10 protein-coding genes are annotated in these 14,659 nt (G+C 55.6%); 3 read left to right on the top strand and 7 right to left on the bottom strand.

Annotated features, from left to right (window positions below):
* On the top strand, window positions 1–3,342 hold the full coding sequence (locus tag TH468_RS12870) for an error-prone DNA polymerase (protein ID WP_246832321.1): 3,342 nt from the start codon (window positions 1–3) through the stop codon (window positions 3,340–3,342).
* A gap of 64 nt (window positions 3,343–3,406) precedes the next feature.
* Here the strand turns inward: TH468_RS12870 and TH468_RS12875 are convergent, their stop codons facing one another.
* From TH468_RS12875 to TH468_RS12895, 5 genes are all read right to left on the bottom strand, one after another.
* Complete coding sequence (locus TH468_RS12875; protein WP_085644688.1) at window positions 3,407–5,170, bottom strand: M14 family metallopeptidase; 1,764 nt, start codon at window positions 5,168–5,170, stop codon at window positions 3,407–3,409.
* Complete coding sequence (locus tag TH468_RS12880) at window positions 5,167–6,021, bottom strand: ABC transporter permease (RefSeq protein WP_007091389.1); 855 nt, start codon at window positions 6,019–6,021, stop codon at window positions 5,167–5,169. Before TH468_RS12880 ends, TH468_RS12875 begins: the two co-directional genes overlap by 4 nt.
* Before the next feature lie 4 nt (window positions 6,022–6,025).
* On the bottom strand, window positions 6,026–6,949 hold the full coding sequence (locus tag TH468_RS12885; protein ID WP_062951975.1) for an ABC transporter permease: 924 nt from the start codon (window positions 6,947–6,949) through the stop codon (window positions 6,026–6,028).
* Between the two features lie 69 nt (window positions 6,950–7,018).
* Window positions 7,019–8,551, bottom strand: a complete 1,533-nt coding sequence (locus TH468_RS12890) for an ABC transporter substrate-binding protein (RefSeq protein WP_062951974.1) — start codon at window positions 8,549–8,551, stop codon at window positions 7,019–7,021.
* Between the two features lie 66 nt (window positions 8,552–8,617).
* The gene (locus TH468_RS12895) at window positions 8,618–10,450 is read right to left on the bottom strand and encodes a dipeptide ABC transporter ATP-binding protein (RefSeq protein WP_085644690.1); all 1,833 of its coding nucleotides are present in this window, start codon (window positions 10,448–10,450) and stop codon (window positions 8,618–8,620) included.
* A gap of 627 nt (window positions 10,451–11,077) precedes the next feature.
* On the opposite strand from TH468_RS12895, the gene TH468_RS12900 reads away from it, so the two are divergent.
* Both TH468_RS12900 and TH468_RS12905 read left to right on the top strand, forming a co-directional pair.
* Window positions 11,078–11,791 (top strand): GNAT family N-acetyltransferase, encoded by a 714-nt coding sequence (locus TH468_RS12900; protein WP_085644692.1) that lies wholly within the window; start codon window positions 11,078–11,080, stop codon window positions 11,789–11,791.
* Between the two features lie 62 nt (window positions 11,792–11,853).
* Window positions 11,854–12,795, top strand: coding sequence for a glucosaminidase domain-containing protein (locus TH468_RS12905; RefSeq protein WP_085644694.1), 942 nt, complete (start codon window positions 11,854–11,856; stop codon window positions 12,793–12,795).
* A gap of 33 nt (window positions 12,796–12,828) precedes the next feature.
* Here the strand turns inward: TH468_RS12905 and TH468_RS12910 are convergent, their stop codons facing one another.
* Both TH468_RS12910 and TH468_RS12915 read right to left on the bottom strand, forming a co-directional pair.
* Window positions 12,829–14,025: a CmpA/NrtA family ABC transporter substrate-binding protein gene (locus TH468_RS12910; RefSeq protein ID WP_085644696.1), complete on the bottom strand. Its 1,197-nt coding sequence runs from the start codon at window positions 14,023–14,025 to the stop codon at window positions 12,829–12,831.
* Window positions 14,026–14,028: 3 nt separating this feature from the next.
* The gene (locus TH468_RS12915) at window positions 14,029–14,616 is read right to left on the bottom strand and encodes an ANTAR domain-containing response regulator (protein WP_007091383.1); all 588 of its coding nucleotides are present in this window, start codon (window positions 14,614–14,616) and stop codon (window positions 14,029–14,031) included.
* Window positions 14,617–14,659: the final 43 nt, after the last annotated feature.

The raw sequence follows: 14,659 nt of genomic DNA on the forward strand, positions 1-14,659 counted from the left end.
ATGACCGATTTCCCCCCTCCCCAAACGACACCTGCCTATGCCGAATTACAGGTCAGCAGCAATTTTTCCTTCCTGCGCGGCGCTTCCCACGCCGAGGAACTGGTTCTTATGGCCGCGACCAAAGGATTGCATGCCATTGCGATAACCGACCGCAACACCTTGGCCGGGGTCGTGCGCGGCCACACCGCACATCAGCCCCACAGGGATCGGCTGAATTATATTGTCGGCTGTCGACTTGATCCCGTCGATGGTCCGTCGCTGTTATGTTATCCGACGGACCGCACCGCCTATGCCCGGTTATGCCGGTTACTGACCCTTGGCAAACGTCGTGCGCCAAAGGGCGAATGCGAAATTTATCTGGCGGATATCATAAATCATGCCGACGGATTGCTCTTCATCGCGGTCCCGCCACAAGTCCCCGATGACACCTTTCGCACGCAGCTGATCGACCTGAAACGCCACATATCAGGCCGTTTATGGCTTGCCATCGGGCGGTTCATGGACGGGTTTGATAGCGAACGGCTGGCCTTTACCGAGGCGGTCGAGGCAGAACTTGCCATCCCGGCAGTTGTCACCAATGACGTGCACATGCATGTCCGCTCGCGCAAACCGTTGCAGGATGTCCTGACCTGCATCCGCCATCATTGCCGGATCGAGGATGCCGGATACCGGCTGTTTCCCAATGGCGAACGCCATATCAAAAGCCCGCAGGACATGGCGAAACTTTTCCCGACACATCCCGAATGGCTGGCGCGCACCGTCGAAATCGCCGATCAATGCCAATTCTCATTATCTGAATTACGCTATGAATATCCCGATGAAAATGACGGATCAGGCGAAGGTACGCAGGAACGCCTGACCCGCCTGACATGGGAAGGTGCTCATAAACGCTATCCCGATGGCATCCCCGACAAGGTCCGGGGCTTGATCGAAGCCGAACTTAAACTGATCGACGAACTCGGCTATGCCCCCTATTTCCTGACCGTGCATGACATTGTCGCCTTTGCCAGATCGCAAAACATTCTGTGTCAGGGACGCGGATCGGCGGCCAATTCATCGGTCTGTTTCTGCCTGCATGTCACATCGGTCGACCCGGCCAAGGTGGAACTTCTGTTTTCGCGCTTCATCAGTAACGCACGGAACGAGCCGCCCGACATCGATGTCGATTTTGAACATGAACGCCGCGAAGAGGTGATCCAGCATATCTATCAACGTTATGGCCGGGACCGCGCCGGATTGACCGCAACCGTGATTTCATACCGGTCGCGAAGTGCTATCCGCGATGTCGGCAAGGTCTTCGGCCTCCCCGAAGACACCATTGTCAAACTGACCAAAACCATCTGGGGATCGGGCAGCAAGGGGGCCCATGATGAAATGATGCGTCAGTCGGGCATTCATCCCGATGAACCGCGTCTGAAAGCCGTTCTTGATCTTGCGGGCGAACTGACCGGGTTCCCGCGTCATCTGTCGCAGCATGTTGGCGGCTTTGTCATCACCCGTGGCCCATTATGCGAATTGTCCCCGATTGCCAATGCCGCGATGGAGGACCGCACCACCATCGAATGGGACAAGGACGATATCGATGCGCTGGGTATCCTCAAGGTCGATGTGCTTGCCCTTGGAATGCTAAGCTGCATTCGCAAGGCATTCGATGAATTGCGAAACCACAAGAATATCGATCATGATCTGGCAAGCCTGCCCAAGGAAGACGGGCGGGTTTACGACATGCTGGAAAAAGCCGACAGCATCGGCACGTTTCAGGTCGAATCCCGCGCACAAATGAGCATGCTGCCGCGACTGAAACCACGCAGCATCTATGACCTGACCATTCAGGTTGCCATTGTCCGCCCCGGCCCGATACAGGGCGGCATGGTCCATCCCTTCCTGCAACGGCGCATGGGCCGCGAAAAGGTCGATTACCCGTCAAAGGAACTCGAAGCCGTCCTGAAACGCACCTGTGGCGTGCCCCTGTTTCAGGAACAGGCCATGCAGATCGCCATTGTCGCCGCCGGTTATACCGGCGGCGAAGCCGATGAGCTGCGCCGTGCCATGGCAACCTTTCGCCGCACGGGCACGATTGGCGCGCATCGCGACAAATTCATCAATGGCATGCTGAAAAACGGATATGATGCCGAGTTTGCCGAACGATGCTTCAAACAGATCGAAGGCTTCGCCGATTACGGTTTCCCCGAAAGCCATGCCGCCAGCTTTGCCATCCTTGCCTATGCGTCATCATGGCTTAAATGCCATCATCCCGATGTGTTCTTATGCGCCCTTCTGAATGCACAACCAATGGGGTTTTATGCCCCGGCGCAACTGGTAGCCGATGCCAAAAATCACGGTGTCCGGGTACTTGAAATCGATATCAATCACAGTTTCTGGGACAATCATCTGGAACGGGAACTGGGCCGCGCCAGCGGTCATCTTTCCGTCCGGCTCGGCTTTCGCCAGATCAAGGGGTTCGGGCAGTTCGATGCCCTATCCCTGATATCAAACCGCCCGGTCGGCGGGTTTCAGGATATCTTTCTGATGGCACGCCAGACCGGGTTATCGCCCGCGGCCCTTGAAAAACTAGCCGAAGCCGATGCATTTGGCTCCCTTGGCCTGTCGCGGCGCGAAGCATTATGGGCCGTCCGCCGGTTTGGCAAGGGGCGCAAGGCCCCGGCGGCCCTGCCCCTGTTTGAAGCAGCCCAGAATTTCAACCACAATATGGGCGTTTCCGCCGAATTCGGGCCAGAGGCCCCGGTCAATTTGCCAATCATGGGGCCGGGCGAAGAAATTATCGAGGATTACGCAAGCCTGCGGCTATCGCTTAAGGGGCATCCAATATCGATGCTGCGCGATGCCCTGTCCGCCGCCGGGGTGTGCAAATCGACCGATCTGGTGAATTTCAAGAATAACGAACGGATCAACCATGCCGGCCTTGCCATTGTTCGCCAGCGCCCCGGCACCTCGTCCGGCGTGGTTTTCATAACGCTTGAGGATGAAACGGGCATCACAAACCTTGTGGTCTGGAGCAAGGTAATGGAACAGTTCCGCCGCGAGGTCATGACCGCAACCGTCCTTGGCGTATCGGGCAAGCTTCAGCGCGAAGACGGTGTCACCCATATCATCGCTGATAAACTTGTCGATCTGTCAGGAATGCTGCAAAGTCTGACGGACAATACCCGCATTGCCCGCGCCAACAATACCCATCCCCGCAACCTGCGCTGGGCCACGCCCGCCGCAGGACCATCCGATCAAACCGGCCCCGCGGCCCAAAACCTTGAACAGCTTGAACAACGCCACGGCAAACAGCAAAACACATCACGCCTTAAGGTCGATAGCCACGATTTCCACTAATCCCTCAAACGAAAACACCCCGGCATTTGCACCGGGGTGTTTTGCAAAAGACCGACATGATTGATCAATCTTTATCCAGGTTCTGCCATGCATCATAGGCGGCAACAACCGTTGCCATCTGCGCGGTATGGGCCGCGATGAAGGCATCGCCATAGATCGTTTCATCGGGATATTCAGAAATCAGGGTCAATGGCACGTCATGTCGATCATCAACCGAAATCATGCATGGGAAACCATTGATGATACGAAAACCGGTTTCACCGGCATGAATGCGATAAAGATCAATCTGTGCCGCGTTGAACGCCAGAAGCCCCGGAATGGCGGCAAGTTTTCGGGTGACCTGATCGATAAAGTTTTCCGCCCGTTCCGACCATTCATCATGATGGCGCATGATCAGGAAGAACCCCTTTGGCAGGGTCCACATGCCAAACCCGCGCGGAACATATCCCGAAAGCGGCCGGGTCCATTCATGACAGGGATAGCCATGCAGATTGACATGCAGGCTTGCCTCGCTGATGGCACGCGCCCGAACCCGGATTTCCTTTTCATAAAGACCATCACCGCTGCGATATTCCATGTCATCGCCAAGCGCTGTATAGCGCGCCGCGTGATGCATATGGAACGGGTTATCAACAATCAGACGCTGATGAAGGGCATAACCATCCGGATTTTCCAGCGGTGAAATCGTGAAATGCGCCCCATCGCGTTTTGCCAGCTCCAACGCCCCGCGAAGCGCGCCCGCAACACCGGAAATCTCGTTGGGATGCTGCCCGCCACTGATCATGACCGGCAAATCCGTACCCTTGTGATAGCGCGCATTCAAAACACGCCCGGACCGCGACCTCGCATGAAATTCTTCACCCTCAATCCCGTCAAGCTCGGCGCGGATTTGCGCAACCGTCAACGGGCGGGTCGCGCGATCAATCTGTTGCATCTCACCCGCTGTCTCGTCCTTTGACAGGGGGCGCAATTCAACCGTGACCCGGGTCTCGCCATCCCCATCACCAGCACCGGACACCTGACGGATTTCCGGGACAATCTGCCCCGGCTGCAATCCGCGATCGCCCAGCGGACGACCTGATTTGACCTGAAAATATTCCAGCAGCGAGAAATAGAAATCCTCGTGCAGGGCTTCATGCAGGCTCAGAACCTCGTGACCATGGGCGATCTTCTGATCATGCCCGGGCAGCTCGACCGAAATGTTCAGTTCTTCGAAATAGGGTTCCTGATCGCCCCAGTCATGATCGGCAATGGCCGACATGCTCCGGGCAAAAAGCGCCTCATATTCGGTTTCAATCCGTTCATCGCGGACAATCTGACCATCGGCATCGGAGATCCGCACCCACCCGGTCGGCGACAGGTGGGTTTCATCAACCACATCCTGATGCACGCGGTTTGGCGCAAAGACTTCATGACGGGTTTCAACCCCATTTGCCCCACGCAGGATCACATCATAGGTACAATCACAACGATCCGATGCCTCGAACGTGATCAAGGCTGGCGCAACCAGGGCCGCCAAGGGATAGGTTTCAAGCAGGAAACGATTATCCGCTGCATTTTCATGGCGCGGATAACGCACCGTGATATCGGCAATGCCCGACTTTGCCAGATCAATATCTTCAAGGAAGAAATGCAAAAGCGGCTTATAGGCACTGCGAATGCGGGCCTTGATCCCCTTCTGGGCCAACTTTGCCTCGGCCGCGGCACGGGTTTGGGCATCGTTAAACAGCCATGCCTCGATAAACTGCCCGGGGCGGGCAGCCTTGACGATTTCATCGATCAGGTTTGGGAGGGTCGGCGCAAAGGTGGTGGCGAAAATCTGTGTCATTTGGACGTCCTGCCTGTGGGGTCAAGGCTATCGCGCAGCCAGTCGCCCAGAAGGTTCAGGCCAAGCACGGTCAGAAGAATGGCAAGCCCGGGGAAAACCGATACCCACCAGGCATTCTGCAAATAGGTCCGCCCATCCGCTAGCATCCCGCCCCAGCTCGGAATCAGGGGATCGACACCCAGTCCAAGGAAGGTCAGGCTGCTTTCAAGCAAAATGTTGGTCGCAACATTAAGCGTCATCAGAACAATCACCGGCCCGATCAGGTTCGGCAGAAGGTGACGGAACAGGATATGAATATCGCGCACGCCAATCGCCTTGGCCGACTGGATGAATTCCCGGTCCCGCAATGATAGAACCGATCCCCGCACCAGACGGGCATATTGCACCCATTGCGCAATGATCAGCAGAATGATCATGTTGGTCAGTCCACCGCCGATAATCGCGATAAAGGTAATCGCCAGCAAAATGAACGGCAATGCAAGCTGCACATCGGCAAAGCGCATCACGATCATGTCCCAGAAACCGCGATAATATCCCGATATCAGGCCCATGATCACACCAATGACAACCGCCCCGGCAACAGACAGCAAGCCCACCTGAAGCGATATTTTACCCCCCGAAACCACACGCGCCAGAACATCACGCCCCAGCGGATCGGTGCCAAAGATATGATCGGCATTGGTAAACGGCGCAATCAGGCGGGCCGAAAGATCAATCTTGTCCGCCCCACCGGGAAACAGCAGATCGGAAAACACGACCAGAAAACAGATGCCACCGGTCAGAACAGCACCCAGAACGAATTCAAGATTTTTAAAGCGCGCAAACCGCGCCTTGGTTGCAGTGGTCGCCATGGGGTTACTCCGTCCGGATACGTGGATCAATCAGGCCATAGGCAATGTCGACAAGCAGGTTCACCCCGACAATCATGATCGACAGAACCGTAATCACGGCCTGCAGAACCGGATAATCACGTGCACCAACGGCATCAAAAGCCAGCGTGCCCATTCCCGGCCAGTTAAACACCAGTTCGACGACAACAATCCCGCCCAGAAGATTGCCAAACTGCAAACCGAAATAGGTCACAAGCGGGATCGCACAATTGCGAAGCGCGTGTTTATAAAGAACGACCTTCTCGCTAAGCCCCTTGGCGCGTGCGACCATAATGTATTGCGACTGAAGGGTTTCCAGCATCGAGGTCCGCACAAGGCGCACATTGGTTGCGGTCAGGATCACCCCCATGGTGATCGCCGGCATGATGAAGTTTTCAATCCCCGTCATGCCACTTGGCGGCAGAAGCCGGAAAGTAATCGACAGCAACAGCACCAGCATGATCGCCAGCCAGAAATTCGGGAATGACAGGCCAACCAGCGACAGGATGCGAATGACCTGATCGGGCCATTTGCCCCGCGAAATGGCGGCCTTGATCCCCAGCGGGATCGAAATCACGATGGATACGAACATCGATGCAAACGCCAGCATCAGGGTCGCGGGCAATGCATTGCCAATCAGGGTGGAAACCTGCGTTCCACCAAGGAAGGATCGACCGAAATCAAGGCTGAAAAGCCCCAGCATGAAATCGGCATACTGAACAAAAAATGGCTGGTTCAAACCAAGGGATTCACGAATACGTGCAAGGTCTTCCTCGGTGATGCTGCCGGCCCCCTGGCTTAACATCAGCGCCGGGTCACCCGTCAGGCGGATGGCAAACGAGACAATCAATGTCACCGCAACGACCACGAAAATCGCCTGCAAAAGGCGTTTGATCAGAAAACCAGCCAAAACACTTGTCCTTTAAAGAAATAGGCATGAAAGCCGCCCGGCATCTGTCCGGGCGGCTTTCATTTCACATCAGTCGACAGTCACTTCCGTCAGGCGCAGACGGCTGTCGGGAACCGGGGTGAAATTCTTGACGCGCTTGGAAACCCCAAAGATCGCATTGAGGTTATAAAGCGGCATTTCCAGCGCACGATCGGCCGTGTAATGCGCGATCGACTGCAGGATTTCTTCACGTTTGGCACGATCGGTAATCGCACGCTGGGATTCCAGCAGCTTGTCGAGTTCCGGATCGCTGTCATACGGGTTCCACTTTTCGCCCGTGTGATACATGGAATAAGCGGTGTTATCATAATCAAGCGTCCAGCCACCCCACGACTGCTGGAACATCGCACCGGTTTTACCCGCCGGAATGATGTCATTAAGCAGAACGTTGGTTTCATATGGCTTGATCGTCGCATTCAGGCCAATCACCTGAAGGTAGCTGGCAACGGCCTGGACAACTTCGTTAAAGGTTGCGTCATTGCCGCGAATGTCGATCTGGATTTTCGTGCCCGGTGCAACACCGGCTTCTTTCAGAAGCGCCTGTGCCTTGGCCGGATCATACGGCAACGGTTTCATCGACGGGTCATTGCCAAACGACAATTCACCCTGGAAACTTGCAATCGGCGATGCCTGACCACCAAGGATCGAGTCAATGATCGCCTGACGATCCACACCGTAAATCATCGCCTTACGGACTTTTTCATCCGCCGTGATGCCATTGCCGGTGTTAAAGCGAAGCGCATAAACCGTCGGGCTTACGGTGGTGACGATATCGATGTTTTCGTCTTCCTGAATGGTCGGGATCATGCCAATCGGAATGGTCGGCGGAATGACAAGATCAACGTTCCCGGCCTGAAGTTCCGCAACCGCGGTCGACGGTTCACTGATGAAGCGATACTTGATGGTCGAAAGTTTCGGCGCACCGCCCCAATGATCGGCATAGGCTTCAAGCGTCAGACCAACTTTCGGCTCATAGGAAACCATTTTGAACGGACCGGTGCCGATCGGATGGGCGTTAAAATAATCTTCGCCTTTTTCCGCGATATATTTCGGCGGAACAATCATCGCACCATAACCGGCAAGCTTGGTCAGAAGCACCGGATCCGGCTGGGTCAGATGCATGTCGACGGTGTTTTCGTCAATAACTTCGACCGATTTGATCGCAGCATAGTTTGACCGCTGCGGTCCCTTTTTGCCTTCATCACCCATCAGGCGATCAAAGGTGAATTTGACCGCTTCGGCATTGAAAGCTTCGCCATTCTGGAAAGTCACGCCTTCGCGCAGATGGAAACGGATGCGCGTGCCGCCATCAAATTCTTCCCATGATGACGCAAGCCCCGGAACCAGTTTGGCATCCGGCCCGCGATAGGTCAGACCGTCATAAATATTGGTCGCAACCGACGACCAGTTGACCAGAAACGTATCGACCGGGTCCCAGCTACCGGGGTCCTGTGGTGATGAGATGGTCAAGGTGCCTTCGGCATATGCCGGCGCAGTTGCCATCAGGCCGCCCGCAAAGGCAAGAGCCATCAGCGCACTGCGCATTCCCTGTTTTTTCGTCATGTTATTTTTTCTCCGTTGTTGGTGGCTTGGCGCGAGGGGAGACAAGGCTTGCGACCCAAGGGCCGCTTAACGTGCGTCGGCCACAAAGTGACCGGGCGCAATTTCACGATGGGCAAGAATGGCCGGTTCATCACCGACCCGGCGGATCGGGCTTGGAATTTCACCATCCATCAGGATGCGGTCGCGCACGATTGTGGGATCCGCGACCGGCACGGCACTCAGAAGCCGCTGGGTATAAGGATGTGTCGGCGTTTCAAGAACCTGCTGGCGCGATCCAAGTTCGGCAACCTGACCAAGGTAAAGCACGGCGACCCGGTGGCTCATTTTTTCGACCACCGCCATGTCATGGCTGATGAACAGATAGGCAAGCCCGTGTTCTTCCTGAAGCTCCATGAACAGATTGATGATCTGCGCCTGGATCGACACATCAAGCGCCGAAAGCGCCTCGTCGGCAATGATCAGCTTGGGATTGGATGCCAAGGCGCGCGCGATGCAGATACGCTGGCGCTGACCGCCGGAAAATTCATGCGGGTAACGATTGGCATGGGCCGATGTCAGGCCGACCCGTTCCAGCAACTGGTCAACGCGTGCGGCAATCTGTTTTTCACCGTCAATCAGGCGGTGCGTGCGGATCGGCTCTGCAATCGAAAATCCGATTTTCTTGCGCGGATCAAGGGACGCAAACGGATCCTGAAAGATATACTGGATTTCCTGACGCAGGCGCTGCTGTTCGCCTTTGCTCATTGCACTAAATGCGCGGCCTTCGAAGCTGATATTGCCCGCCGTTGCCTTCTGCAATTGCTGGATCGTGCGGCCGATGGTCGATTTGCCCGATCCGGACTCCCCGACAAGGGCAAGCGTCTCGCCACGATAAATATCAAAACTGACATTCTCGACCGCGTGAACCCGGTGGGAAACCCCGCCAAACAGGCCCTTTTTGATGTCAAAGCGCGTCACCAGGTCACGCACCGACAATAACGGGGCCTCGTCGTAACGTGCGGTATTCTGGATATGCTCCGTCCCGACCAGACGCGGCGTATCGCCATCCATCATCGTCACCGGGAACCGTTTGGGGAATGCTTCGCCGGTCATGCTGCCCAGTTTGGGCACCGCGGACAACAGGGTTTGGGTATAGGGATGGGCCGGATTGGCAAAAATATCGGCAACCGTACCTTCTTCGACCTTTTTGCCCTTCCACATGACGACAACATCATCGGCAATCTCGGCAACAACCCCCATGTCATGGGTGATGAAAATCACCGCCATGCCAAGTTCCTGTTGCAGATCGCGGATGATGGTCAAAATTTGCGCCTGAATGGTTACATCAAGGGCCGTGGTCGGTTCATCCGCAATCAGGACCTTGGGCCGGCAGGCAAGCGCCATGGCAATCATGACGCGCTGGCGCATCCCGCCCGAAAGCTGATGGGGATACCGCCCCAGAAGTTCTTGCGCATCGGGCAGCCGCACCATATCAAGCAACCGTTTGCTTTCAACAAGCGCATCGGGCTTCGACATGCCTTCATGCAGCATCAGGGATTCCGCAATCTGATCACCGATGGTGAAAACCGGGTTCAGCGACGTCATCGGCTCCTGAAAAATCATCGCGATGTCTTTACCGCGAATGCGGCGCATCTGTTTTTGCGACAGTGCCAGCAGATCTTCATCGCGATCTTTTGACGTAAACCGGATACGCCCCGATGCATAGGATGCGCCCATCATATCGGCCAAACGCATGATCGACATCGATGTCACCGACTTGCCCGATCCGGACTCCCCGACAATTGCCAATGTCCTTCCGGGTTTCACGGCAAAACTCAGATTTTCGATGACCCGGCTGTCGCCGAACTCAACGGACAAATCTTCGACGGACAGGATCGGAACAGAAACAGAATCAGTCACGCAAACATCCTCGGCAATGTAAGGCGGATGCGCGGGTGGCGCGCACCGGTCAAACCGGTGTCAGTGCTGCAAGACGTGATTGGCGCCAGATCGGGTTTCTCGTCCGGCACGGTGGGGGCCGTGGCCTTATGACGATGCGTAACGGAAAGTTGTAACGCGGTCCCTCTTAACGACGATTGCCAACAACCCTGATACCGAATTCATGGTTTTTTATTTTGTATACAAACCTCATCATTTATTCGACAAATTGTCAACGAATTGAATTTAACTAAATTCAATTCGGTTTGACTGCCCTGTCGCCGCATAATCCACCGCATAGCGCGGACGCATTAAAGGTTTGTTTCAAAACCATAATTTCGCAACGCAGCATTTCTCCTTATATCACGGGCAACCCAACACGCCTTACAACCCAAAGACGAACGCATCACAACACTTTCGTCACACGCCCCAAAGACTCCTCATGACCCGGTGTCAAACCACCCTTCCATTTGCCAAATCGGGCCAGTTTTTCGGTCATCCCTTAAGCCCCGCAAAATTGGCTCCCTTCATTTTGCCAAAACGGCTCTTTATGACGCACCAATAATATCCCAGACTGCATGCCCCTCGCCTCACAACAAAGGTCATCAGATGCCATCCGAATATAAAAACGAATTTGGTCAGCCGGTCGGCCGCCCGGTTGAAAACTGGAAAGAATGCCCGATGCCACCACGCAGTGACATGGCGGGCCATCATGTCATTGTCAGCCCGATTGATGTAAAACGCGACGCCAGGCAGCTATTTGACGCCAACCGCGAAGCCATGGACGGATCGCGCTTTACCTATCTTTTCACGGACGCATTCACCGATTTTGACGCTTATCAGGCGTGGCTTGAAAGCATGGCCGCCACCAGCGACCCGATGCTGCACACCATCATCGACAAGGCATCCGGCACCGCAGTAGGTGTCGCCGCCTTCATGCGGATTGATACCAAATTTGGCGGCATTGAAATCGGCAATATCAACTATTCCCCGGCCCTGTCGCAAACCGTCGGCGGCACAGAGGCGATGTATCTGATGATGAAACGCGCCTTTGACGAACTTGGATACCGCCGGTACGAATGGAAATGCGACGATCAGAACGCCCCGTCACGCGCCGCTGCCCTGCGGTATGGCTTCACCTACGAAGGTACCTTCCGCAATCACATGGTCTATAAGGGCCGCAACCGCGATACCGCGTGGTTTTCGATTACCGATCTTGAATGGCCAGCGGTAAGGGCCGCGTTCGAAGCATGGCTTGCCCCTGGCAACTTTGATGAAACCGGCAAACAACGCAATAGTCTGCAAAGCTTCCGCAAGGTATAATCACACGCAGGGAACACAAGCAACGCGCGCATTCATGATCGCGCATAGCGGGAGGTTATGCCATGCCGTCCTTTTCCGTTTGCCTGCAAAAAAGCATGAAATACCTGATAACAAGCATCTTTCTGGTCGGCGCGGCACAAATTGCACGCGCCGATATTACCTTGCCGATGCCCGACCCGGACCAGATCAATCGGATCGAGCTTGACGGTTACGAACAACTTGAAGAGCTTTACGAAAGCCTCGATTACACCCAGCAAAGCTGGCAGGAAGGCAAACGCGAAGTTCCGCGCCTGTTCCTGCAAACCATCCCCGAAAGATGGCGCAGTGAAATCAGCGATCAGGTCACCGTTGCCACCAAAAAACGGATTTTCTTCCGCACATTGGGGCCGCTTGCCCTGCTCGCGAACGAGGAAATCGAATTTCAGCGCGTCGCACTGGAAAAGGCCATTGCCGATGGTGACAATACCGTAATTACGGAACTTGCCACCCAGTACAGGGTCGACGGCGCCCCGGGTGACAGCACAACCATCGCCGAACTGCGTGAACGGATCAATCCGGTGCCGCCGTCACTTGTTCTGGCGCAGATGGCAATCGAAAGCGGCTGGGCCACATCGCGCTTTGCCGCCCTTGGCAATGCCCTGTTTGGGCAATGGACCTATGATGGCGAGGGCATCACCCCCGAACAGCAACGCACACATCTGGGCGATTATAAAATCGCATCCTTCCGAACCCCGTTCGGATCGGTGCGCGCCTATCTGCTGAACCTCAACACCCATAATGCCTATGCCGATGTGCGTGACATGCGCGCAAGCGACATCGCGGCGGATCGACAGTCAACCGGTATGGAACTGGCCGAAGCCCTGATCCGCTATTCCGAACGCGGGGAAGAATATGTCAAGGAAGTCCAGGCCGTCATCCGGCAGAACGGCTTGCAGGAAGTCGACAATGCTGTCCTTGAAGGACAATATTATCACCTGATCCCGATCGGTGCGACGGCCCAATAGGTTCGCATTCAAAAGCCGACAGCCGGTGCCGGGCTATTCCCCGACACCGGCAAAGCTGCGCATGTCGAATATACTGTTATCCAGAAACGCATCCGGGCCGACAAACGCCCGGTCCGCGGCATCATTTACGCCCTCAACACGCCAGTCATCATGCGGAAGCGCAACATCAAGCCCCTTGACCGCACGGCGATAAAGGTCGGGTCGGTATATGTCGGATATAAGCGTATTGAAATCGACGGTGGCATCCACCTGCCCCCAGCGCTGCATCTGTGTGCCGACCCACGCCCCCTGCGACAGCCAAGGGAACGTTGCGGTATAGCGATAAAACACATGGCGATCGGGTGCCTCAATCGGATTGTCCCCGGGTTTAAGCACCGGTCGGCCAAGCAACGATGCCCGCAGGATATCAAACGATGCGCCGACATGGCTTTCACCAGACAGCAATTGCGCCAGTTCGGTGCGATTTTCCGGCTGATCGGCCCATTCCGCCGACCGGACAAGCGCACGCACCAGTGCATCCACCGTATCGGGATTGGACTGCACCCAGTCTTCGCGCACGCCAAGAACCTTTTCCGGGCTGCGCGCCCAGATATCTTCCTTAAGCGCGACAATCACCCCGTCCCCATGGAACACCGCCCGCTGGTTCCACGGCTCCCCCACGCAATAGCCATCGACCCAGCCATTGCGCAGACTGTCAAACATCCGTGGTGGCGCAATCACGCCAATATTGACGTCCTTATCGGGGTCAATACCGCCCGCCGCCATCCAGTAACGCAGTTCGTAATTATGGCTTGAATACGGGAACACGGTCGCAAAGGACATGATCGGACGACCGGCAGCCCGGTCTTCATCGATCACTTTCTTAAGTGCCCGTGCCGAAAGCCCGCGCGGCCCGTGCATCGCCGCCGGATCCGCTTCAAGCATCCGCTGATAAAGCCGGGTTGAAACCGTAATCGCGTTCCCGCCCCGCCCCAGCGCCATCGGCACCGCAATGCGCTGCGACGGCATCCCGCCAAGCCCAAGCCGCGCTGCCAGCGGAATACCCGCCAGAAGATGCGCCGCGTCATAAACACCATAAGACAGCTTGTCGCGAATGGCTGCCCAGGACATTTCCCGGATCAGGGTCAGGTCGATATTTTCTTCCTCGGCAAAGCCCTTGGCACGCGCCACGACAGGCAGGGCACAATCCACAAGTGGCACAAAGCCAAGTCGAACCTGTTTAAGGGACATGCGTTAGAACTCCAACTGAAAGGCCGTGATCACGCTTTGCGCGATTTCAGAAATTTTGCGGTTCTGTTTCATGGCGTTTTTGCGCAGCAGGTTATAGGCCTCGTCCTCGCTCAGCCCCTTTTCCTGCATCAGAAGTCCTTTTGCCCGATCAATCAACTTGCGATCATTAAGCTTGGCCTTGGCTTCGTCCCGTTCCCGGCGCAACTGGTCAAACGCGTTGAAACGCGAAATGGCCATTTCGACGATGGGCCGAATACGATCCTGACGCAAGCCATCAACGACATAGGCACTGACCCCGGCCTCAACCGCCTCGCGGATCGTGTTGCTGTCGCTTTGATCGACAAACATCGCAATCGGGCGCGCAATAACACGCGATACCTGAAACATCTGTTCCAGCGTATCACGGTCCGGGTTTTCAAGATCAATGATGATGATGTCGGGGGCCAACGCCTGAATGCGTTCGACCAGATTGTATGACGTGCCGATGCGGCTGACGCGGGTATAGCCACTTTCGACAAGGCCGCGCTCGACAATGGCAGCACGGTCCGGGTTTTCGTCGATCACCAGAATGCTGAAGTCTTCAAGCTTCATTTAAACCAACCCAAATCCCTGACGATCAAGGTCTCTCTCCTGT

The organism is Thalassospira sp. MCCC 1A03138 (assembly GCF_002115785.1).
In the GTDB taxonomy this organism is placed as follows: Bacteria; Pseudomonadota; Alphaproteobacteria; order Rhodospirillales; family Thalassospiraceae; genus Thalassospira.